Source organism: Streptomyces sp. NPDC102258 (assembly GCF_055584685.1).
In genome coordinates this window covers 595,234-616,453 of sequence record NZ_JBVJLO010000001.1, presented here as the reverse complement: position 1 = coordinate 616,453, position 21,220 = coordinate 595,234, and the positions used below count along the sequence as shown (strand labels likewise).

The 21,220-nt window shown below is 74.1% G+C and carries 23 protein-coding genes and 1 pseudogene; 10 read left to right on the top strand and 14 right to left on the bottom strand.

The window, feature by feature from the left end; all coding sequences use genetic code 11:
• Positions 1–67: 67 nt before the first annotated feature.
• From ACZ6ZT_RS02860 to ACZ6ZT_RS02850, 3 genes are all read right to left on the bottom strand, one after another.
• On the bottom strand, positions 68–1,201 hold the full coding sequence (locus ACZ6ZT_RS02860) for a DUF7847 domain-containing protein (RefSeq protein WP_469714882.1): 1,134 nt from the start codon (positions 1,199–1,201) through the stop codon (positions 68–70).
• Between the two features lie 227 nt (positions 1,202–1,428).
• Complete coding sequence (locus tag ACZ6ZT_RS02855) at positions 1,429–2,277, bottom strand: aldo/keto reductase (RefSeq protein WP_469714880.1); 849 nt, start codon at positions 2,275–2,277, stop codon at positions 1,429–1,431.
• Between the two features lie 119 nt (positions 2,278–2,396).
• A complete protein-coding gene (locus ACZ6ZT_RS02850; protein ID WP_469714878.1) occupies positions 2,397–2,801 on the bottom strand; it encodes a MerR family transcriptional regulator in 405 nt (134 codons plus the stop codon).
• A gap of 135 nt (positions 2,802–2,936) precedes the next feature.
• Here ACZ6ZT_RS02850 and ACZ6ZT_RS02845 point away from each other — a divergent pair, with 135 nt between their 5' ends.
• Entirely contained in the window at positions 2,937–3,602 is a 666-nt protein-coding gene (locus tag ACZ6ZT_RS02845) for a class II aldolase/adducin family protein (protein ID WP_469714876.1), read from the top strand.
• A complete protein-coding gene (locus ACZ6ZT_RS02840; RefSeq protein ID WP_469714874.1) occupies positions 3,599–4,006 on the top strand; it encodes a carboxymuconolactone decarboxylase family protein in 408 nt (135 codons plus the stop codon). Before ACZ6ZT_RS02845 ends, ACZ6ZT_RS02840 begins: the two co-directional genes overlap by 4 nt.
• A 28-nt stretch (positions 4,007–4,034) precedes the next feature.
• Here the strand turns inward: ACZ6ZT_RS02840 and ACZ6ZT_RS02835 are convergent, their stop codons facing one another.
• Positions 4,035–5,009 (bottom strand): LLM class flavin-dependent oxidoreductase, encoded by a 975-nt coding sequence (locus ACZ6ZT_RS02835; protein WP_469714873.1) that lies wholly within the window; start codon positions 5,007–5,009, stop codon positions 4,035–4,037.
• A gap of 197 nt (positions 5,010–5,206) precedes the next feature.
• On the opposite strand from ACZ6ZT_RS02835, the gene ACZ6ZT_RS02830 reads away from it, so the two are divergent.
• Entirely contained in the window at positions 5,207–5,944 is a 738-nt protein-coding gene (locus ACZ6ZT_RS02830; protein ID WP_469714871.1) for a dioxygenase family protein, read from the top strand.
• 9 nt (positions 5,945–5,953) lie between these two features.
• Here the strand turns inward: ACZ6ZT_RS02830 and ACZ6ZT_RS02825 are convergent, their stop codons facing one another.
• Positions 5,954–6,940, bottom strand: coding sequence for an aldo/keto reductase (locus ACZ6ZT_RS02825; protein ID WP_469714869.1), 987 nt, complete (start codon positions 6,938–6,940; stop codon positions 5,954–5,956).
• A 62-nt stretch (positions 6,941–7,002) separates the two neighbouring features.
• Positions 7,003–9,228, bottom strand: a complete 2,226-nt coding sequence (locus ACZ6ZT_RS02820) for a PE-PGRS family protein (protein ID WP_469714868.1) — start codon at positions 9,226–9,228, stop codon at positions 7,003–7,005.
• A 153-nt stretch (positions 9,229–9,381) separates the two neighbouring features.
• Between ACZ6ZT_RS02820 and ACZ6ZT_RS02815 the strand changes: the two genes are divergently transcribed.
• Positions 9,382–9,921 carry a hypothetical protein gene (locus tag ACZ6ZT_RS02815; protein ID WP_469714867.1) on the top strand — a complete coding sequence of 180 codons (540 nt, stop codon included), beginning with the start codon at positions 9,382–9,384 and terminating at the stop codon, positions 9,919–9,921.
• A 45-nt stretch (positions 9,922–9,966) separates the two neighbouring features.
• Here ACZ6ZT_RS02815 and ACZ6ZT_RS02810 read toward each other — a convergent pair whose 3' ends face one another.
• The 3 genes from ACZ6ZT_RS02810 to ACZ6ZT_RS02800 all read right to left on the bottom strand — a co-directional run bounded on the left by ACZ6ZT_RS02810 (position 9,967) and on the right by ACZ6ZT_RS02800 (position 13,037).
• Positions 9,967–10,545, bottom strand: a complete 579-nt coding sequence (locus tag ACZ6ZT_RS02810) for a toxin-antitoxin system, toxin component (RefSeq protein WP_469714866.1) — start codon at positions 10,543–10,545, stop codon at positions 9,967–9,969.
• 233 nt (positions 10,546–10,778) lie between these two features.
• On the bottom strand, positions 10,779–11,789 hold the full coding sequence (locus ACZ6ZT_RS02805) for a chitinase (RefSeq protein WP_469715032.1): 1,011 nt from the start codon (positions 11,787–11,789) through the stop codon (positions 10,779–10,781).
• A gap of 234 nt (positions 11,790–12,023) precedes the next feature.
• Positions 12,024–13,037 carry an SCO4651 family lipoprotein gene (locus ACZ6ZT_RS02800; protein ID WP_469714865.1) on the bottom strand — a complete coding sequence of 338 codons (1,014 nt, stop codon included), beginning with the start codon at positions 13,035–13,037 and terminating at the stop codon, positions 12,024–12,026.
• Between the two features lie 14 nt (positions 13,038–13,051).
• On the opposite strand from ACZ6ZT_RS02800, the gene thpR reads away from it, so the two are divergent.
• From thpR to ACZ6ZT_RS02785, 3 genes and pseudogenes are all read left to right on the top strand, one after another.
• Positions 13,052–13,675 carry an RNA 2',3'-cyclic phosphodiesterase gene (gene thpR / locus ACZ6ZT_RS02795; RefSeq protein WP_469714864.1) on the top strand — a complete coding sequence of 208 codons (624 nt, stop codon included), beginning with the start codon at positions 13,052–13,054 and terminating at the stop codon, positions 13,673–13,675.
• A 73-nt stretch (positions 13,676–13,748) separates the two neighbouring features.
• Positions 13,749–14,342 (top strand): annotated as a pseudogene (locus tag ACZ6ZT_RS02790) (class I SAM-dependent methyltransferase); the annotation flags it as partial.
• Between the two features lie 10 nt (positions 14,343–14,352).
• Complete coding sequence (locus ACZ6ZT_RS02785) at positions 14,353–14,679, top strand: hypothetical protein (RefSeq protein WP_469714863.1); 327 nt, start codon at positions 14,353–14,355, stop codon at positions 14,677–14,679.
• Between the two features lie 37 nt (positions 14,680–14,716).
• On the opposite strand, the gene ACZ6ZT_RS02780 is transcribed toward ACZ6ZT_RS02785, so the two are convergent.
• The gene (locus tag ACZ6ZT_RS02780) at positions 14,717–15,190 is read right to left on the bottom strand and encodes a hypothetical protein (protein WP_469714861.1); all 474 of its coding nucleotides are present in this window, start codon (positions 15,188–15,190) and stop codon (positions 14,717–14,719) included.
• Between the two features lie 721 nt (positions 15,191–15,911).
• On the opposite strand from ACZ6ZT_RS02780, the gene ACZ6ZT_RS02775 reads away from it, so the two are divergent.
• Both ACZ6ZT_RS02775 and ACZ6ZT_RS02770 read left to right on the top strand, forming a co-directional pair.
• Positions 15,912–16,358, top strand: a complete 447-nt coding sequence (locus tag ACZ6ZT_RS02775) for a helix-turn-helix domain-containing protein (protein WP_469714859.1) — start codon at positions 15,912–15,914, stop codon at positions 16,356–16,358.
• Positions 16,359–16,402: 44 nt separating this feature from the next.
• Entirely contained in the window at positions 16,403–16,771 is a 369-nt protein-coding gene (locus tag ACZ6ZT_RS02770) for a DUF4180 domain-containing protein (protein WP_469714858.1), read from the top strand.
• 74 nt (positions 16,772–16,845) lie between these two features.
• Here the strand turns inward: ACZ6ZT_RS02770 and bla are convergent, their stop codons facing one another.
• The 3 genes from bla to ACZ6ZT_RS02755 all read right to left on the bottom strand — a co-directional run bounded on the left by bla (position 16,846) and on the right by ACZ6ZT_RS02755 (position 19,416).
• Positions 16,846–17,769: a class A beta-lactamase gene (gene bla / locus ACZ6ZT_RS02765; protein WP_469714857.1), complete on the bottom strand. Its 924-nt coding sequence runs from the start codon at positions 17,767–17,769 to the stop codon at positions 16,846–16,848.
• 142 nt (positions 17,770–17,911) lie between these two features.
• Positions 17,912–18,625 (bottom strand): S1 family peptidase, encoded by a 714-nt coding sequence (locus ACZ6ZT_RS02760; RefSeq protein WP_469714855.1) that lies wholly within the window; start codon positions 18,623–18,625, stop codon positions 17,912–17,914.
• A 329-nt stretch (positions 18,626–18,954) separates the two neighbouring features.
• Positions 18,955–19,416 (bottom strand): DUF6194 family protein, encoded by a 462-nt coding sequence (locus tag ACZ6ZT_RS02755; protein ID WP_469715031.1) that lies wholly within the window; start codon positions 19,414–19,416, stop codon positions 18,955–18,957.
• 61 nt (positions 19,417–19,477) lie between these two features.
• On the opposite strand from ACZ6ZT_RS02755, the gene ACZ6ZT_RS02750 reads away from it, so the two are divergent.
• On the top strand, positions 19,478–20,290 hold the full coding sequence (locus ACZ6ZT_RS02750; protein WP_469714853.1) for a MerR family transcriptional regulator: 813 nt from the start codon (positions 19,478–19,480) through the stop codon (positions 20,288–20,290).
• A 429-nt stretch (positions 20,291–20,719) separates the two neighbouring features.
• Here ACZ6ZT_RS02750 and ACZ6ZT_RS02745 read toward each other — a convergent pair whose 3' ends face one another.
• Positions 20,720–21,196 carry a hypothetical protein gene (locus ACZ6ZT_RS02745; RefSeq protein ID WP_469714851.1) on the bottom strand — a complete coding sequence of 159 codons (477 nt, stop codon included), beginning with the start codon at positions 21,194–21,196 and terminating at the stop codon, positions 20,720–20,722.
• Between the last annotated feature and the right edge of the window lie 24 nt (positions 21,197–21,220).

Genomic DNA, 21,220 nt, shown 5'->3' with positions numbered 1-21,220 from the left:
ACGAGACGCCCCCCGGTACCCGGCCGACCCCCGCGCGCGGCCTCCCCCGTGACCCGCACGGTCCCGGTCAGCGGCCGTCGGCGGGCCCGTCCGGCCTCGGGGGTGCGGGCTGTGCCAGTGGGGCGGGGGTTGGGGGCAGGTCCGTGAGGAGTGCCTGGGCCAGGCCTTCGCGCCGGATCCGCTGGTCCACGTACAGCAGTGCGCTGACCAGCTGGGTGAAGCCGGTCTGGAAGACCTGGGCGATGGCGGCGCCGATGGCGGTGAGGAGGCCGGAGACCACCAGGCCGGCGAGCAGGCCGCCGGACAGCCCTTCGGTGTCCTCGGGCGCGCTCAGCACCCCCGGGAGCACCGCGAACATACCGATGAGGTCGAACGGCAGCTGGATCACCCAGGCGACCGCCGCCGCGATGAGCGAGCCGACGAGGGTGATGCCGAGGATCCGCCACCACCCGCCCCGCACCAGTGCGGCCGAGCGGCGCAGCGCGGTGACCGGACCCGCGTTCTCCATCACCACGGCGGCGGAGGCGAGGCTGAAGCGGACGGTGAGCCAGACCGACGCCGGCACGGCGGCCAGGAGCAGCACCGGCAGGAGAACCAGGAGGGTGATCGTGCCGTCCCGGGAGTCCGTGGCGGCCGTCAGCGGCAGCCACACCGCCAGGACCAGCAGCATCGGGGCGGCGGCGAGCAGGGCGCCGAGGAACACGGCGCCGGCCACGGCGGGGGCCCGCCGCAGGGAGGCGCGCCACAACGGCCGGAAGGTGGTGGGGCGGCCCGCCACGGCCTCCTTGAGGACGGCCGGGCAGAGCGCGCCGATCAGGGCCGTGCCCAGCATGCCGAGGACGACGAGCAGCACGAACACCGTTGCGGCCGCGACGACCAGCGGTACGACGTCCTCGGCCGTCGGGGTCTCGCCGTACGGCGGGTCGAAGACGGGGCCGAAGTGCTGGTGGACCAGGGCTACGGCGATGCCCACGGCGAGGAGCATGACCGGCAGGACGACGGCCTGCACGGCGAGTACGACGCCGAGGACCGTCTTCCAGTGGTGGCGCAGGGTATTGAACGAGCCGCTGAGGATGTCCCCGAGCGTCAGGGGCCGCAGCGGTATCACCCCCGGCTGCGGTGCCGGCGGCACCGGGCTCCCCCACGGCGGGGCCCCGGTCCAGCCGCCCCCGTACGCTTCCGGCCCGCTGGTGTGCGTCATGCGTGTGCTCCGTGTGTCGTTCGTCCCCCGATGGAACGCACAACATATCCCGACTGGTCAGGGACATGGCAGCCGCAGTGGCGGTCACCGCCCCACGGTGTTCATCAGGACGATCGCCGCGATGTTCGCGAGGATGACGGCCACGACGCCGATGATCGCGGCCCAGGCCCGCTGTGATTCGTCCAGCCGCATGCGCGGTCCTCCCGGGTCGTCACGACTGTCACCGTTCACACGTTCAGCGTCACATTGCCGAGCCGACTGACCATGGCCGGATCCCGGTGGTCGAAGAACAGCGACTCTCCGGTGTCGAGGCCGGCGACGGCGTCCATCTCGTCGGACGTGAGCCGGAAATCGAAGACGTCGAGGTTCTCCGCCATGCGCTCGGCCCGCACCGACTTGGGGATCACGACCACGCCGCGCTGTACGAGCCAGCGCAGGACGACCTGGGCCACCGACTTGCCGTGCGCCTCGGCGATCCGGACCAGCACCGGGTGGGTGAAGAGGCCGTTGCGGCCCTCCGCGAAGGGGCCCCACGACTCGATCTGCACCCCGCGCTCGCGCATGAGCTCCTGATCGGCGGTGCGCTGGTGGAAGGGGTGGGTTTCGATCTGGTTGACGGCCGGGGTGATCTCGTTGTGGTCCATCAGGTCCACCAGCCGGTCCGGGTGGAAGTTGGAGACCCCGATGGCGCGGACGCGGCCCTCGCGCTGGAGCGCCTCCATGGCGCGCCAGGAGCCGTACACGTCCCCGTACGGCTGGTGGATGAGGTACAGGTCAAGGCGGTCGAGGCCGAGCTTGCGCAGGGAGGCGTCGAAGGCGCGCCTGGCCCTGTCCTCGCCGGCGTCGGAGATCCAGAGCTTGGTGGTGACGAACAGTTCGTCGCGGGGGATGCCGCTGCTCTTGATCGCGCGCCCGACGGCCTCCTCGTTGCCGTACGCGGCAGCGGTGTCGAGGGACCGGTAACCGGCGGCGAGGGCTTCGCCGACGGCGCGCTCGGTTTCCGCGGGCGGGATCTGGTAGACGCCGAAGCCGAGGACCGGCATGTCGACACCGTTGTTCAGGGTGACGGTCTCCATGGGAGCTCCTTGTTCCGAGTGCGCGGCCCCGGCGGGGGCCTGTGCACTCGTACCCGCCCGGCGGGGGCGCCTCCCGGCGCCTGCTCCATACGGGCCCCCGGGCGTCCGCTCAGCCGCCCTCAGCCGCCCTCAGCCCCCTCCGGCGCCGGCGTGCGCCACGAGGCCATCTGGTCCCGGAACTTCGGGCACCTGACGATGTCCTCCTCACCGCACTGGAGGGCGTGCGTCATCAGCTGGTGGGCGTGGTCGAGATCGACCATCCGCTGTTCGATCTCGGCGACCTTGCCGCGGATCATCGCCTGCCGGCGCGACGGGTCCTGCTGGAACTCGCGGATCTCGACCAGCGTCAGCCCCGCCTGCTGGCACGTGCGCAGCAGCACGATGCGCTGGGCGGCCTCCGGCGGATAGCGCCGCTGGCCACTCTGGCGTTCCGGCTGCGGCAGCAGACCGTGGCGTTCCCAGTAGCGGATGGCGGAAGCCGGCACCCCGGTGATCTCGGCGAGCCGGCCGATGGTGATGCGCACGCCCCACTCCTCCCTCTCGCTCCCGGCCGCCGCGGCCCGGCACTTGACTTGAACCTTAGTTCAAGTTGAAGAGTGGTCCGCATGAGGGCAGCGGCGAACGGACGTCCGCTGCCGAACGAGTTCGGAGAGTGTGCGATGACCGGAGAACACAGGGAAAGCAAGCGGGCCGAGGAGCTGGTGGCGGCCGCCGAAACGCTGTTCGCCGCGGGGGTGATGGCCCACTCCGGGCACGCCAACCTCAGCGCCCGCCTGGACGGCGAACGTTTCCTGCTGACGCCGGGGTTCGTCCGCGGCCTGCGGCCCGGACAGCTGGCGACCGTCGGCATGGACGGACGGGTCCTCGAAGGCGAGCTGCGGTCCGTCAGCGCCGAGATCATCACCATGCACAGCGCCGTCTACCGCGCCCGGCCCGGCGTGGGGGCGGTCATCCACACGCACTCGCCCTCCGCGACCGCCTTCGCGGTGGCCCACAAGCCGCTGCCGTGCCGGACCGAGCCGATGCTCCGCTTCGGACAGGCCGAGGAGATCCCGGTGGTCCCGTGGGGGCCGCGCGGGTCGGACGTATCGGTGCGCGGCGTCGCCGACGTCCTGGAACGGCGTCCGACGACGGCCGCCGTCCTGCTGGCCAACCACGGGCTGCTGGTGTTCGGCCCGGACTCGGCGGCCACCGCCCACCTCGTGGTGGCGATCGAGGAGAGCGCCGAGGCGGAGATCGCGGCCGCGGCGATCGGCGGGGCCGTGGACTTCCCCGAGGGCGCCCTGGAGGCCGTACGCGCCTCGATCGCGCGGGTCGCGTCATGACGGACGCCTCCCCGGCCTCCCGTACGGAGGCCGTACGGGACCGCTACCGCGCCACGCTCGGGGCCGTCCCGGGCGGTGTGGAGGACCGGCTGCGGCTGGCGAAGGCCTTCGACCGGCTCGCCACGGAGGAGGCTCTGGCGGCGCTGCGTCACCTCGTGCTGACCGGCAATCCGCTGGGCGCGCGGGTGCAGCAGCTCGTCCACTTCGGCCAGCTCCTGTCCCTGGGCCGGGCCGATCCGGCCCGTCTGCACGCCCGGGGGGCCCTGCACGCCGGGGCCGCCGTCGCCGACCTCATCGGGGTCGCCGAGACCGCGCTGATCACCACCGGCGTGCCGGCGTACGCCCTCGGTACGGAGATCATCGCCGAACTGGTGGCGGAGAGCGGGGCCGGCCCGGAGGCCTGACGCGGGCCCGGCGCCGGGGCGGGCCGTTCTAGCGCTGCTTGTACTCCTTGACGAGCTCGTGGGAGCGGACGCGGGCGCCGAGGTCGTAGACGGGTGTGGTCAGCATCAGTTCGTCGGCTCCGGTCTCGCGGACGAGCCGGTCGAGGCGGAGTACGACTGTGTCGGGCGTCCCGACGGCCTGCTGGGCGCGGAAGGCGGCCAGTGCCTGCCGCTCGTCCTGCGTGAAGGGGTGGGCGGCCGCCTCGTCGGGCGTCGGGAAGGGGCTCTCGCTCAGCCCCTTGAGGAGCCCGGCCTTGACGACGTCCATCGGCCCGATGCGCCACGCGGCCTCCTCCTCGGTCTCCGCGCACACCGTCTCCACGCACAGCAGCACGCGGGGCCGCTCGCACCACGGGGACGGGGTGAAGTCCGCCCGGTAACGGTCCAGCACCGCGCGGGTGTTGTCGGGGCGGATGTGGTGGGCGACGGCGACCGGCAGGCCGAGTCGCGCGGCGAGCGCGGCGCCGGCGGTGCTGGAGGCCAGCAGCCACGGCTCGGGGAGGCGTCCGAGCGCGACCTCGTCCACCAGGAAGGTCAGGATCGCGGCCACGTCGTCCGCGTACTCGGCGTCGGTCGTCGGCCCGGCTCCGCGGCGCAGCGCGCGTGCGGTGCCCTCGTCGAAGGTGCCGGGACCGCGGCCGATGCCGAGGTCGATGCGGTCGGGGTGCAGGGCGGCCAGGGTGCCGAACTGCTCCGCCAGCATGAGGGGGGCGTGGTTGGGGGCCAGTACCCCGCCCGATCCGAGGCGGATGGCCGAGGTCGTGGCGGCGGCGTGGGCGGTCAGCACGACCGGGGGGAAGGCGCCGATGGCGGGCGAGTGGTGGTGCTCGGCATACCAGATCCGGTGGTAGCCCAGCCGTTCCGCCTCCTGGGCGAAGGCGGTGGTGTCCCGCAGGGTGTCCGCGGCCCGGGTACCGGTCTGGACCATCGCGACTTCGAGTACTGAAAGAGGTATGTCGAGCATGCCGCCAGCATAGGGATCACGCGTACGGGGGCGGCGTGGCGGTGATCGCTTTCGCGCCACGGGGCCGGGCCCCGGCTCGGCCGGGGGAGGTACCGGGGGCGGGGGCGGCGGCGTGTCCGGGCGGACGGGGGGCCGGTTGCGTCACGGTGGGTCCGTGGCTCCCGCCCCGACCCCCATCCCCTCGTGAAAGGCCCGACATGACCGGCGCCGACAGCCCCGCCCGCCCCGACCCCTCCGGCCGCCCCCCGCTCTCCCCCCGGCGCACGCTGCTGCTCGCCGCCGGAACCACCGCCCTCACCGCGCTGGCCTCGGCGTGCGCGGGCCGGCGCACCGGCCCCGAGGCGGCCGGCGAGGCCCTCGCCGTGCGGGCCGCGACGCCCGGGCATTCCGGGCCGTCACCCTCCTGCGTCCTCGCCGCCGAGACCGGGGAGGGCCCGTACTACACGCCGGAGAGCCAGATGCGCTCCGACGTCAGGGAGGACAGGGAAGGGGTTCCGCTGCGGCTCGACCTCCAGGTCGTACGGGCCTCGAAGGGGTGCGCGCCGCTGGCCGGGGCGGTCGTGGACATCTGGCAGGCCGACGCCTCGGGGCTCTACTCGCAGGACGGGGCGAGCTTTCTGCGCGGCACCCAGGCCACCGACGCGCAGGGCCGCCTGACGTTCCGGACCATCGTGCCGGGCTGGTACGCGCACGTCGCCCCGCACGTCCACTTCAAGGTGCGCACCGGCCCGCACTCGGAAGTCACCTCCCAGCTGTTCCTGCCCGAAGATCTGCTCAAAACGATCTACGCGCGCCCCCCGTACGACGGCCGGGAGGCTCCCGAGCACCCCAACACCCGGGACGACCGGTTCACCACCAAGGGCGCCCACCTGACGCTGGCCCCGGTACCGGACGGCGCCGGGTACCGGGCCTCGTTCGTCATCGGCATCGCCTGACGCGGCGGGTCAGTTGTTCACGAAGGTGAGGTTCGTCGCGTCGTAGCGGGTTCCGGCGACCCGCGCGGCGGGGGCGGCGGCCTCGATGGCGGCGAGGTCCTCCGGGGAGAGGTCGACGGTCAGGGCCGCGAGGTTCTCCTCCAGGTATCGCTGCCGCCGGGTGCCGGGGATCGGGACGACGTCCTCGCCCCGCCGTTGGAGCCAGGCCAGGGCGAGCTGGCCGGCGGTGACGCCCTTCGCCGCCGCCAGCTCCTCCAGCCGCGCGACGATCGCCAGGTTGCGTTCGAGGTTGCCGTCGGCGAAGCGCGGCTGGGTGCGGCGTACGTCCGTCTCGGCCAGCGCCTCGACCGAGCGGTACTGCCCGGTCAGGAAGCCGCGCCCGAGCGGGGAGAACGGGACCAGCCCGATGCCCAGTTCACGGCAGACCGGGGCGATCTCCGCCTCCAGGTCGCGGGTCCACAGCGACCACTCGCTCTGCAGCGCGGCGATCGGGTGCACCGCGTGCGCCCGCCGGAGGGTGCCCGCGGAGGCCTCCGAGAGCCCGAGGTGGCGGACCTTCCCGGCCCGCACCAGGTCGGCCATCGCGCCGACGGTCTCCTCGATCGGCACCTGCGGATCGACGCGGTGCTGGTAGTAGAGGTCGATGTGGTCGACTCCGAGCCGGCGCAACGACGCCTCGCAGGCCTGCCGTACGTAGGCGGCGTCGCCCCGGACCCGGGTCGGCTCGCCCAGGCGGTGGGCGAAGCCGAACTTGGTGGCCAGCACCACCTCGTCGCGCCGCCCGACGACGGCGCGCCCGATCAGCTCCTCGTTGTGCCCGGCGCCGTAGAAGTCGGCGGTGTCGAGGAGCGTCACCCCGAGATCGAGGGCACGGTGGAGGGTCGCAACCGACTGCGCGTCGTCGGACTCGCCGTAGCCGTGGCTCATGCCCATGCAGCCCAGCCCCTGGGCGGAGACGGCCAGGGCGCCGAGGTGGCGGGTGGGGACATCGGTCATGGTGCGGCCTCCTTGATCGAGTTCGTATGTCCCGCACGCTAGGTGTTGGAGCGCACTCCATGTCAACGGGGACCGGCCGGGACGTCGTCAGCGGGGTGGCCCGGCGGGCGGTGGCGGCTCGGTGCGGTGCAATGCGGTGCCAGGGCGGTGAGGACGTACGCGGGCAGGTGCGGGTTGCGGGCGGCGTCGGCGGCCGTCTCCGGGGTGCGGAGGTGCTCCGCCAGGAGGCTCGCGGGCAGGCGCCGCGCCCCGAGGACCGTCGCGCGGACGGAGCCGCTCGGGTCCTCGGCCAGCAGCGCCGCCCCGGCGACGGGCAGGCGGGGGTCCTCGGCGGCCCGCCGGCGCACCTCCGGGTCGCGGTCCCGGGCGAACCGGGCGACCAGTGCGGGGGTGGACGCGGGGTCGTCCAGGGCGAGCCGGCGCATCCTCCCGTGGGGGTCGTCGGCGTACCGCAGGAGGCCCGCTCGGGGAAAGTTGGGGTGCGTACGGGGCCGGCCCGGGGAGGACAGGCTGCCGGTCCACCAGGTCCACACCCGCAACAGCATCTCGGCCGGGGCGTCGTCGCAGGACTCGGCGAGGAACAACTGCACGACCCGGTCCGGATCCCAGGCCAGTCGTTCGACCACGTCCGGCGGGAGCCGCCGGGCGCGGGCCACGCTCCTGCGTACCAGGACGTGCGAGGAGGCCGCGAGCACCCGCATGGCCTCCGGGTCCTCGTGGCGTTCCACGACCCAGGGCAGGGCGTGGGCCCTGCCGGACGGGTCGATGTCCACCCGGATCGTGGACAGCCGCTCCTCGGTGAGGTCGGCGCGCAGGGCGACCTCGTACCGGACGCCGTCGTCGGCGTCCTCGGCGAGCCGGGCCATGGCCTGCGCGTCGAGGTGAGGGTTGGCGGCGAGCGCCGCGCGCAGGCGGGCGTCACCGGCGGTGAGAAGGTGCTCGACCAGGTCGGGGCCGAGGCGGCAGGTACGGACGGCCGTTTCGGCCTGCGGTTCGCGGGCGAAGTCCTCCAGGCAGAGCGGCACGTCCTGGTGGTGGAGCAACCGCGCCTCGGCCCGCACCGCCTCGGCCTCGTCGGCGAGCAGAGCCCGGCGGCGCTGCGCCGGGAGGGCGGGCCAGGCCCCCTGGCAGGCCCGCGCCCGGACCCGGGCGTCCGGATCCGCGGTCAGGGCGACGGACTGGTGGGCCGACAGGCCCGGCAACCGGGCGGCCTCGATCCGGACCCGGGCGGACGGGTCGGCGACCAGCAGCGCACGGGCCGGTTCCTCCAGGGTGATCCCGCCGTCTGCGGCGAGCATGGCGAGGAGCCACCGCTCGCGTTCCCCGCCGGCCGCGTGGATCAGCCGGGTCCAGTGGGCGGGGGTCAGGGACCGCTGCATCTCGGCGGCCTGAAGCCTGAGCTTCGGATCGGGCTGCGCCAGCACGGCCTCCACGAGCTCGTCCGGCGGGAGCCGCCACAGCAGCCAGGGCGTGACGGACAGCAGGGCGCGGCGTACGGGTTCGGGCGTGCCCGGGTTCGCGGCGAGACCCTCGGCCCAGGCCTCGCGGAGGCGGGTGTCGGGGCCGGCGGTGGCCAGGGACACGAGGAACCCGTCCCAGACTGCCGCGGCCTCCCGCTCGCTCTCCCGCGCTCCGGCCTCGGCCGCCGCCTCGATCCGCGCGCCGATCCCGGTCAGGACCGCCAGCCCCGGGGCGCCCGGGCGGGGGACCAGCCGGGCGACGGTGTCACCGTCCGTGGTGGCGATGATCAGCCCGCGCGGGTCGGGGTCCGTTCCACGCAGGAGTCCGGCCAGCGCGGAGACGGGGTCGCCGCCGCCCGTTACCCGGACCTGGTGCCAGGCCCTGCCCCGGCACCCACGCGGGGCGTGGGGCCCCTCGAACGCCAGCAGGAACTCGCGCCCCCCTGCGAGGATGAGCCCGGCGGCGGCTTCCGGCTCATGGAGGATTCCTTCGACGGCCGGTTGGGTGGCCGGTTGGGCGGCCGCTCCGCCGAGCTGCTCGCCGACCTCTCCGCCGGTCTCTCCGCCGGTCTCTCCGCCGGCCTCCTGGCCGACCTCTCCGCCGGTCTCTTCGCCGCCGGGCCCGGCCGTCCCGGCGGTGGGGCCGCAGTCCGGCGTCGGCGTCGGCGTCGGCCCCTGGAGCCGTCGGGTCGCCGCCGCGAGCAGGCGGCGGGCCGTGGGCATCTGGCGGACGCCCGGCAGCCACCAGGTGCCCCCCGGGTCCAGTCCCATCGTGGCGAGCAGCGCCTCGTAACCCTCTTGACTGCGCAGCCGGTCGTCGTCACTCACGTCCGCCCCGCCCCCTCCCCCTCGTACGTCCCGCCATCTTCTCCCGGAACCCGCCGGTCAGGACGGGCAGGGGCCGGGCGGGACTCGGGGCCGTCGGGTGGAGGTCCGCAACCGTCTGTCACACACCCGTGCCGGCGCGTAACGTGTCCGGTGATGACCGGGATCACGGATGCCAAGGAACCCCAGGTGCCGCCGACTTACCCGCCGAAGACGCCTCCGCCCCCCAAGCGGCCCGTGGAACCACCGCGTCCGCAGCCGCAGAAGCAGGCCGTGGACCTGCGCAAGCCGCCGCGGATGGTGGTCCGCGACCGCAGGACCGCGGCGCTGACGTTCCGGGCGGACCGGTGGGCGTCCGCGAAGGCGGCCCGGCGGGCCGTGGAGACCGTACGCGCCTGGCGCCTGCCCGTCGCCGACGACGGCGATCTGGCCACGGCCGTACGGCTGTTCGTCGAGAGCGCGGCGAGCGGCGGCGGGAAACGCATCAGCGTGCACCTCGGCGACCAGGACGGCCAGGTGCTCGCGCTGGTCCTCGACCACCGGGCCGGGGCCGCGAGCGCCGGCCGACCGGACGGCGTGCTCGGCGAGGTCGCGGCGATGCGGACGGTCACCGGCTGTGGCACCGACCACGCCGACGACGGCCGCCGACTGTGGGCGGTCATCGACACCGTCCCCCGCCCCGGCACCACGGCCTGAGGCCCCGCCGCCGCCGGGCGCCGACGGGCCGGGGACCGGAGGCGGTCAGCCGCGGTCGCCGCCGAGATGGCCGAGGGCCACCTCGATCCGGCCCGAGGTCGTCTCCCGGTCGAGCGGCGGCGGGGTGGCGCCGGACAGCAGGTGCCGTACGGCATGGGCCAGTTCCAGTCCGTACCGTTCCGCCGCCTCTTCCTGGCGGACGTGGATCTTGGCGGCCGCGCCGTCCTCACCCCGCAGTTCGGGACTCTGGCGGCCCGCCACGGCCAGCACCGATTCCACGACGTGCTGTAAGTCGGCGTCGTGGCGCAGGAGGCGGGTGGCGAGGGAGCGTTCGGCGACCTGCTGGTGGCAGTGCCCCAGTTCCAGGTGGCGCAGCTCGTGGCCGGTGATGATCAGCTGGTGCAGGGGGACGGTCCGCTCCTCCACGACGACGAGGTCCCGCTCGCCGAGGTCCAGGGCGAGCCCGCTGGCGGTGCCGGGCGGGAAGGACGTCGTCCGGAACTCGATCGTCCGCCCACGGCGCTCCCCCATCGCCCGACAGAGCGCACGGCACATCTCTTCGCCCGGTACGGGGGCCTTGAGGTGGCTGACCGCGCCCACCAGGGCGCCTACCGACTGCCGCATCTGCCGCTGTGTGAACACGCCGCCCTCCCCTGTGACCCTGCTCTGCCCTGTCGTGGCCCGCGCGGGGCGTCACAGGGGCCCACCCCCGACCCTGCCACAGTGGGGATGGCCGAGCCGCAAGTACCCGGCCAATCCGCCCCGGTCTTGGCTGATTTCACGCCACTCCGGGGGGGCGGCGCGATGAGGGCCCGGGCCCCCGTGGGGAAGGGCCCGGGCCGGCGGGGTGGGGCGGGTCAGCGGGACTGGAGGGCCTTGACGTTGTCGCCGAAGGTCCAGTTGCGTGATCCGTCCCAGTTCAGGGACCAGGTCATCAGGCCTTTGAGCCGGCCGCCGTAGGAGTTCCAGGCCTGGGAGACCGAGCCGGGCGACATGTATCCGCCGCCCGCGCCGGGCTGGGCCGGCAGGCCGGGGACCTGCTTGTCGTACGGGACCCTGACCGTGGTGTTCTGCACGACCAGGCCGCGGTCGAGGCAGTCGGTCTGCGCCTTGAAGCCGGCGACGGTCCCCGCGGAGTAGGAGTCGCCGGAGCAGCCGTACATGCTGCCGTTGTAGTACTGCATGTTGAGCCACCACAGCCGGCCGTTGTCCGCGTACTTCTTGACGATGGGCAGGTACGCGCCCCAGATCGAGCCGTACGCCACGCTGCCGCCGGTGACGTACGCCGTCTCGGGCGCCATCGTCAGGCCGAAGCCGGCCGGCATCCGGGCGAGGACGCCGTCGATGATGCGGATCAGGTTGGCCTGGGAGGCGGAGAGCTGGGTGATGGAGCCGGAGCCGACGAGGCCCGTCTCGATGTCGATGTCGATGCCGTCGAAGTTGTACTTCTGGAGGAGGGGCACGATCGTCGCCACGAACCGGTCCGCGACGGCGCTGGAGTTGAGGTCGATCCCGGCCGCGGCGCCGCCGATGGACATCAGCAGGGTGAGTCCGTCCTGCTTGGCCTGGCACATCTCGGCGGGGGTGGGCACCTTCACGGTGCTGTCCATCCCGTCCTCCCACAGGACGGTGCCGTCGGAACGGATCACCGGGAAGGCCGCGTTGACGACGTTGTAGCCGTGGGCCCGGATCCGGCTGTCGGTGATCGGTATCCAGCCGAGCGGCGGATGGACGCCGTTGGCGGCGCCGTCCCAGTTCTCCCAATACCCCTGGAGGACCTTGCCGGCGGGCCGGGACTTCAGCGCGCAGGTGTCGGCGGCGGGCGACGGGCGCGCCGCCGTGGCCGGTACGGGGGCGGAGAGCGCCATGGCCAGGCCGAGACCGATGCCGGCGCCGAGCAGGCGGACGGCCCGACGGGCGCCGCCCGTCGTACGTGTTCCACTTCTGCGGATCATGGGGGGATGCTCCCTTCGTGCCGGACGTGCCGTTCACGCCCGGGGGCAGGAGGTGCGCCACAACGTAGGGTTGGTCCAGACCAATAGTCAAGGGTGCCGACATAAGACGGCGGGGGCGGGGTGAGTCTCCGACTCCCGCCTCCCTGGTCAGCCGACGGCCGGTCCGAGGACCACGTCGGACGTCGTGGTCGGGTCGGCGGTGGGAGGCGTCACGGTGACCGTCTTGCCCAGCTCGGTGAAGCCGAGGGTGGTGACGTTCTTGGGCAGGCCCTGGACCTGCAGGCCGACCCGGGCCTGCACCGCGCGGCCCTGCCGGTCCACCCAGACGTCGGCAAGCGCCGGGATCGGCCCGCCGAGCGCCGTCCGCATCTGGGCGGTCCTCTCCTGGGTCTCCTTGGTCATCCGCAGCGTGAGCGCCTCGTCGGGCAGCACTCCGCGGTAGTGCGCGGCCCGGACCCCGTTGACGTCCTCCTCGGCCAGCTTGGCGAACTCCTTGACCATGGAGACCTGCCGCAGCACGTACTCCGGGTCGTTGGCCGGGGGCCGCAGGAGGTAACGGGCCTGCGTCTGGTCCCGGCCGGTCACGAACCAGGCGCCGTCCTGGCCGGCTCCGGCGGCGCGGATGTAGACCTTGCCGTCGGCGAAGACCTCTTCGGTGCGGTTCCCCGCCAGTTCCACCGTGAGGGTCCCCCGGTCGTGGGCGAGGTCGAAGTCTCCCGAGCCGGCGATGGTGTACGTCGTGGTGCCGTCGCCGATCTCCGTCTTGTGCGCCAGGCGGGCGCTGGTCCGGCCGGTGGCCTCGACGGCCGCGCGCACGGTCGCCGCGTGGCTGGACGACGGCGACGGCTCCCCCGCCGCGCCTGCCTTCCCCCCGCCGTCGGCGTGGTCGCCGCCACACCCCGCGGTCAGCAGGACGGCGGAGGCCGAGGCAGCGACGGCCAGGAGGAACGGGGGGCGGCGCATGGTGATCAGGACTCCGGAGACGCGGACGGCGGGGCGGAAGCCCGAGCCGAATCCGCTGGTCGAGCGGGCGCCGGGCAGAACGATGATCGTACGTCCGCGCCGCCTCGCCCCCGACACCGCCCCGCGGGCCGGTAGACTCGGCCGGTCGATCGCGCCGACGGCGCACCACTCGGCCCCGGCCGGACGGTGGCGCGGCACGTACGGAACAGAAGATGACTGAAGCACCCGAGCACGACAGGCCCTCCCCGGTGGACGGGCAGCAGCCGGCCAGGACCGTCCGGCTGTTCATCGCCCTCGCTCCGCCCGACGCGGCGAAGGAGGAGCTGGCGCGGGAGCTGCGTCCCGCGTACGCGGCGCACCCGCGCATGCGGTGGAACCGCATCGAGGACTGGCACATCACCCTGGCGTTCCTCGGAGAGCTGCCGGTGTCCACCGTCGGGCTGCTGCGGCCCCCGCTCGCGGAACTCGCGGCCGCGCGCCGCCCCTTGACGCTGGCGCTGCGCGGCGGCGGGCACTTCGACGAGCGGGTGCTGTGGAGCGGCATCGACGGGGACCTCGACGGGCTGCACCGGCTGGCCGACGAGGTGCGCGCCCTGGTGCGGGAGTGCGGGGTGCCGTTCGAGGGGCGGCCGTTGCGGCCCCACCTGACCTTGGCCCGGTCCCGCCGGGGCGGTGGTCCGTCCTGCGCGGTGGAGGCCGCCGCCGGACTCGACGGGTTCAGCGGCCGCCCCTGGGAGACGGAGCGGCTGCACCTGGTCGGCAGCAACACGGGGCGCGGCCCGGGACCGATCCACTACCGGGACATCGAAGCCTGGCCCTTCACCGGCGGAGCCTGACCCCGTCGGGCCCCCGCTCCTTCCCCTGACGACCGGCCGTTCGAGCCGTGGGGCAGCGGTTCGCCGGGCGGGGGTGGATGGCGGTCTGTCCGAACGGGGCGCCGGCGCGCCACACTGGGGCTCCGGGACGGAGTCGTCCGTCACCGGAGTCCACGGAGGTGGTGGGGCGTTGACGGGTCAGCCTGGGCAGCAGCCCGTACCGGCCGTACGGCCCGCGGTGTGGGAGACGTACGGGCCGGCCGATCTCAGTGCCGTTCCCGTGTTCGCGGGAGGGTTCATCAACTTCGGTTACTGGGAGGCCGTCGACCTCGGGAGACCGCTGTCGGAGGGCGACCGGGTCCGCAGCGAGCAGGACCTCTACCGGCGGGTCCTGGACGCCGCCGAGCCCGGGGGCGGCCGGGCGGTGGAGGTCGGCTGCGGTCTGGGGCTGGGCTGCGCGCTGGCCCTGGAGGAGTACGGGCCCGCGGCGGTCACCGGCGTGGACATCCATCCGCAGCAGCTGGAGCGGGCCCGCGCGGCCAACGCCCCGCTGCTGGCCGCCGGCCCGGACCGGCTGCGCTTCGTCCTGGGCGCCGCCGAGAGCCTGCCTCTCGGGGACGGGGAGTTCGACTGCCTGTACAGCGTCGAGGCCGCCCAGCACTTCCCCGATGTGGCCGCGTTCGCCCGGGAGGCCGCCCGTGTGCTGCGGCCCGGTGGCCGGGTGGCGGTGGGCGAGCTTCTTCACCGTCGACGGCGCCCCGGACCGTGCCGAGCGGCTCTCCGGGCTGCTCGACTCGTTCGCCAGCGGCCTGGACATCGCCCGGCCGGTCTCCCGGCTGGCCGACGCCCTCGCGGACTCCGGTCTCGTCGACGTACGGACGCACTCGATCGGACCGCAGGTGTGGCCCGGCTGGGACCGCTGGCTCTCACGCCTGTGGGAACCGGGCACCTGGCCGCGGAACTTCCTGGCCGCCTGGGAACAGGGGATCCTCGACTACTACCTGGTCACCGCCACCCGGGCGTGACCGCGGCGGCCCCGCCGCCCGGGCGGGGGCGCGGGCGTCAGCGGGCGCGGCGCGGCCCGCCGCGGTGGGGGCGTCGGCGGGCGCCGGCTTCGGGGGCGGCCTCGGGGGACGAGAAACCACCGGCCACGACGACGCGTTCGGGGGCCGCCGGAGCCGCGGCGGCCGCCGGCGCGGAGGCGGCCGGGCCGGTACGCGCCTCCGACGGCCCCTGGGCGCGCCCCAGGACGGCGATGTGCGGGATCAGCTTGGCGCAGGCCTGGCAGACCTCGGCGAGCGTCCAGACCTGGCCCACGGCCGGGTTGTGGACGAGGACGAGCAGAGGCGCGCCGGTGCAGGAGGCCCTGGTGTCCTCGTGGAAGGCGCACTCGGCGGCCCGGCAGGCGCATGCGGCGTGGGGACGGACGGTGGCGAGCCGGGCGTGCGCCCTGCTGTGCTCGGCGGCGAAGCGCCGCATGGCGGCGGTGTCCTTGGAGCGGGGCGGCATCCGGCAGGCCCCGGTGCTGCAGGTCACGGAGACGGTGTGGTCCGCGTGGCCCGTCAGGCGGACCGTCCAGGTCCGTCCGGGGACACGCGACGCGGGAAGCAAGGTCATGGAGGAGCCGTTCGTTCACGGGATGCGGTGGCGTGCCCCGTACGGCGGTCAGGTGCGGGGACGATGGTTCGGACGCGGCACACTCGGCACGCTCGGCGGGCCCGGCGCGGTGGCGAGCGGGATCGAGGTGGAGGTCGTACGCCGAAAAAGGGGGCACGTGGCCAAGTTGGCCTACTGCTGTTTTCGCACGTGCCCGGTGCACTGTCAACGGAGCTGCGCCGTGACGTGCGGGGCGGTCACCCACGCACCGCACCGCACCCCCGGCAGCCCCGTCGGCAACACCGGCCACGGGCCGGGCCGTTGACCACCGGGGGCAGCGACGCGAACATTCCGCCCCGGCCCGAGCGTCCGTAACCCGTACGCCCGTACATCCGTACGTCCATCGAGAAGAGGAACGAGCCATGCAGCAGATGTGGACCACCATCGAGGCGCCCGCCAGGACCTTCACACAGCGCGCCGACGAGCGCGGCCTGTCGCAGGAGGAACAGTGGACCCTGCGAGTCCTCAAGACCGGCGAGGACTTCGGAGCACCCTCGCCTACCCTAACTTTCCTCTTCCGTCCCTCAATGGGGTAACTTTAGGGAAGTCCAGGGTCTAGGCAGCACCGCACCATGCAATCGGAACGGCGTAGGTGAACCACGTGGCAGCACGGCAGCTCTACTACTCGGTGGACCAGGTGGCGGACCAGCTCGGGCTGCACGTCCGGACCGTCCGGGGCTACGTACGGGACGGACGGCTGAAGGCGACCCGCGTCGGCCGGCAGTACCGGATCACGCACGAGGACCTGGAGGCCTTCACGGGTCTCCCGGCTCCCTCGCCCGCCCGCCGCACGCGCCACACCGAGGTGTCCGGCATCGTCCAGATCGACGCGATCGAACCCGAAGCGGTGGGCCGCCTGACCAACCTGCTCATGGCCGCCGCCACCGGTCGGCACGGCAACGTGCCGGGGCGCGGGGACGCGGACCGGCTCCGCGTCGAGACCGTCCACGACGCCGAACGGGCCACCCTGAAGATCATCATCCTGGGCGGCCTCGACACCACGGCCGAACTCCTGCGCCTCATCGACGCGGTGGTCGAGGACCTGTGACGTACGGCCGCCCCTCCGACCTCCGCCGAAAGGAACCGACCGCCATGCCCGACACCATCGAGACCCTGGCCGGTACGCCCGTCCTCGTCCGCCCGCCCGACGGCGCCCCCGTCCGCGACGAGCGCGACGCGACCGACCTCATCGGCGAGGGCTGGTACCGGGGCGCGGAGTGGGTGGCCCTGCCGGCCGCGTGCCTCACGGAGGACTTCTTCAGGCTGCGCACCCGCCTGGCCGGAGACATCGTGCAGAAGTTCGGCACCTACCGGATGGGGCTGGCCATCGTCGGCGACATCTCGCACCACGTGGAAGCCAGCGACGCCCTGCGGGACTTCGTCCGCGAGAGCAACCGGGGTACGCAGCTGTGGTTCCTGCCGGACACCGAAGCCCTCCGGGCCCGGCTCACGCGCTCCTAGGCGAAGATGACGCGCCCCCAAGGCGGCGGCTGAGGCGCTCCCAAGGCGGAGGGAGCCGCCCCCGCACCCCGGAGTCAGGAGAGTGCGGACGCCAGCAGTGCGGCGGTCTTGGCCACGAGCGGGTTGTCGGCGGTGGCATCGGGGCTGTCGTGGGTGGTCAGGACGACCATGACGACGGGCGGGCGGTGCGGGGGCCAGGTGATCCCGGCGTCGTTGTTGGTGCCGTAGTCACCCCCGCCGGTCTTGTCGGCCAGGATCCAGTCGGCGGGCAGGCCCTTGCGGAAGCGTTCCGTGCTGGTCGTGTTGGCCAGCAGCCACCCCGTCAGCCGTTCCCGGTCGCGCGGCGCCAGCGCGCTGCCGAGGGCCAGCGCGGCATAGGTCCCGCCGATCGCCCGGGGGCTCGTGGTGTCCGTCAGCCGGCCGGGCTCCGCCGTGTTCAGCTCGGGTTCCCAGCGGTCGAGCCGGGTGGTCCGGTCCCCCAGCGACCGGCAGAAGCGGGTCACGGCCTGCGGGCCGCCGAGTTCCCGCAGCAGGAGGTTGGCCGCCGCGTTGTCGCTCTGGCAGATCGCCGCGGCGCAGAGCTGCTCCACCGTCAGGCCGCCCGCCAGGTTCTCGGGCAGGCCGGTGACGGGCCCGAATCCGGAGTCCTTCACCTCCTGTTCGGTGTAGAAGACGCGTCGGGCGAGGACCTCGCCGTCGCGGTCGAGGTCGCGCAGGACGGCGGCCACCGCCAGCGTCTTGAAGACCGAGCACATCGGGAAGAGTTCGTCAGCCCGGTGGAGCACCGTCCGGCCGCTGCGCGTGTCCCGCGCGAACACCCCCAGGCGGGCGCCGTGCTCCCGCTCCAGGGCGCGCAGCCGGCGCACGACCTCGGCGGCGTCCCCGGCGGGGGCAGCCGATGCCGACGCACTCCACGGAACCCCGGCCAGTACGACTCCCGCCCCCACTCCCGCGGTCAGCACGGCACGGCGGGTGGGTCGATCCCCTGCGGTCCACACGATCCGGTCTCCCCTTCGGTCTGCGTCCTGCGTCCTGCGTCCTTCTGCCTCTCTCAAGATCAGGACGTTCCGGACGCCACGGGAGTTCCCGGTCCGCGGGACGAACCCGCCGCGCGCCTTGCGGGAAGAAGCGGAGTACGTCTCAGTGGTGGGCGGCGGCGGCCGTCGTCGCGGAGATCCAGCCCTTGTACGCGGACACGGAGGTCCAGATGCCCGGCCCGTCCGCGCACTTCGGGTCGACGTCGAAGTCGCCGTCGCCGGCGGTGGCGCCGACGAGCGTCCAGCGGCCGCCGACCCGCTGGATCTGCGGACCGCCGGAGTCCCCGTTGCACGCCATCGCCCCCGGAGCGCGGCTGAAGGTGCACAGCTCGCCCGGGGCCTTGACCCCCAGACAGTCGTCAGCGGCGGCCACGCGGGTGTTCAGCTCCTGGAGGCGCTCGGAGAACATCCAGTCCTCGACATCCCGGGTATCCACCACGATGCCGAAGCCGAGGACCCGGGTGGCGGCGCCGGTTGCGGGTGCGCGGTCCGCGATCCGGATCGGCCGCTGGGGCACCGGGCGGTCCAGCCGGAGCAGGGCGATGTCGTCGTGCGAGCGGCTGTCCCGCCCGTCGTAGCGGGGGTGGACGACCGTCTCGGCGATGCCGCGCACCGAGCCGCCGGAGTGCCGGTTCGCGCTGCCGACGCGGACCGTCCCGGTGGGGTGTGTGGCCGGTCCGTCCTGCGCGCAGTGCGCGGCGGTCACCACCCAGTCGGGGGCGATCAGCGCGCCGCCGCACACGCCGTCGACCGCCTCCTTGCCGCCGCCGAAGCTCATCGGGATCGACACCATGAAAGGGGTAGGGCTGGCCGGCATCGCTCCCGCCGACGATGGCGTGGGCGGCTCCGGTGCTAGTCGCCGCCGCGCACAGGACGGTGGCCGCGCCCAGCGCCGCCGCCCGCGCCCTGAGCCGCTTACCGGTACGCGTACGGGCCCGCGAACCGGAAGCAGGACGGGAAGAGGAACCGGAACGGGTACGCGTAATGGTTCCGGCGGGCGGGGAGGCGGGTGCTGGCATGGGGCGTGCCGTTCGGGGAGGTGGTGTACGCCGGTCCACCGGCCATCGGAGCCGGTTCCGCGGCGCGTGTACCCCTCCCCAGCTTGGCCCTCGCCCCTCGGAGTCGGCCACCGGGCCACCGCGCCCCCTACGCCGTCCCGTGCCGGCGCTCGAAGCGGGTGCGGGCGGCGGTGTGGGCCTCGTGCAGCAGCCTCAGGACCGTGGCCGTCGTCCGCTCGGCGGGGTTGATCACCGCGATCCAGCCGTACGGGCCGTACATCGGGTGCGGCAGCACGCGGTCGGCGGCCGCGTGGTCGCGGGGCCGGGTGAGAGCGGCCGGTTCCTCACCCGTGAGCTCCCGGAAGCTCGCGCGGTCGACGTGGATGTTGACGCGCCAGCGGCCCGGCGGGGCGAGGTCGCCAGCGGTGTCGTCGGGATAGTCCTTGGTGACGATGGTCGCGTAGGGCTGGACGTTGCCCGGCGGCTGCCCGTCGGGGGCGTAGAAGAAGAACACATCCCCCCAGGCCACCTCCGGCGACCCGTCACCCCGCTCGGGCCGGCTCACGTACGCCCCGGCGAAGCCGCGCACGGCCTCGACGATCTGCTCCATACTCGTATGCGTACTCATGGTTCAAGGATCACCTTCAAGTGCTTCTGTGGGGTTGGCGCCGATGGACGAGCGGGCGAGCGGTACGGGCCCGGGCCCCGGTTCGCGTCTCCTGCGCACCGTCGACGTGGCCCGCGCGTCGGGATACTCGGTGCAGCAGGTACGTGACCTGGAGCGGCTCGGCGTCATCCCACCGGCCGCCCGCTCGGGCAACGGTTACCGGTCCTACGCGGCCCTCCACGTGCACGCCCTGCACGCCTACCGGGGTCTCGCCGCGGCCGCCGGGCCCGTCGAGGCCCGCCGGACGCTGGCGGGGCTGCGCGGCGGAACGCTCACGGAGGCGGCCACCCTTGTCAATGAGGTCCACGTCCGGCTCGCGCGGGAGCGCGAGGAGGCCCTGCGCGCCCTGGAGGCCCTGCGCGCGATCCGGGCCGAGGAGGAAGACGAAGGCGGAGCCGGAACCGGCAGGGCGGAAGCCGGGTCCGAGCGGGACGGCGACGCGATGACGATCACCGAGCTGGCCGGGGCACTGGGCGTCCGTACGTCGACCCTGCGGTTCTGGGAACAGGAGGGCCTGGTCCTGCCCGAGCGGGTGACCTCGCTGCGCGCCCGCCGCTACGGGCCGCGGGCCATCGCCGCGGCCCGTATCGTCACGGCCCTGCGCGGCTGCGGATACGGCGTTCCCGCGGTGCGGGAGGTGATGGGGTCCCTGGACCGGTCGGGCGGCCTGGCGGAGACGGAGCGCGTCCTGGGGGGCCGGCTGGAGCAGATCGCCGCCCGGACGGTGGCGCTCCTGTACGCGTGCGCCGACCTCGCGGCCGTCGTCGCCTCGACGGAAGGCGGGGTTCTGGAAGCACCCGCTGAACCAGCGCCCTGACACCCACGCCCACGGCCGCCCGCGTACCCGTCGCAACCGCCACCCGAACCGGCCGGCCCGTACACCGCGAAGGCACCATCCGTTCACCGGCCGGGATCAGGATCGGCTCCGAGCGGTGGGCCGGGCGGCCGTGCGGCTCCGCTCCACTGTCGATCACCCCGCTCGGACGGCGCCCCACGCGCCGGCCCGGGAAGCAACGCCGAACGGACCCCTCCCCATGGCCACCTCCTCCCCCCTCGCTCCCGTACGCCGCCCCCTGCGCCGGGCCCGCATCAGCGCGGCGGCGGCCGCGGCGGCGCTCGTGAGCCGGCTCGCGGGATCCCCGGCGTGACCCCGCCGCCGGACGCTCGTTGAACCCGGCGGTCAGCGAAGTGCACGAGGCCCCGGGACGGTCGAGTCCCGGGGCCTCGTGGTGTCCTGCGCGGAGCCTCAGTAGACGAGCGGGTAGGTGACGTCCTTCGCGACGGGCTCCGGCGCGGTGTGGGTGTAGAGGAGCCTGATCATCGTGAAGCGGCGCAGGTCCGGTGTGGCGGGCCAGCTCTCGGGGTGGCTCAGGGTGACCGTCACCGGATAGGCGCGGAAGCGGCCGGCCGCGCAGTTGGGGCGGCAGTCGTTGACCATGTCCGTGCCGGTGGCCGTGGCCTTGCGCTGCCCCCAGCTGTGCCACCGCAGGTCGACGAGCCGGTTGTTGCCGTCCCCGCAGGCCAGCAGGTACTCCTCGGGGCGCACCTGCGCCTTCGAGAAGCAGTCGACCACCACGACGGGGCGGGACGGCGGGTCGGCCGGAGTGCGCGCCGAGGCCGGAACGGCCGCCGCGAGCAGCGCCGCCGCCGTACACAGCAGTCCTGCGGTCCGTATCCCGCGCCGGGGGGCGCCACGGCGTCGGCCGTGTCCTGAAGCGTCCACTGGACCCTCCCTCAGCCTCGCGTT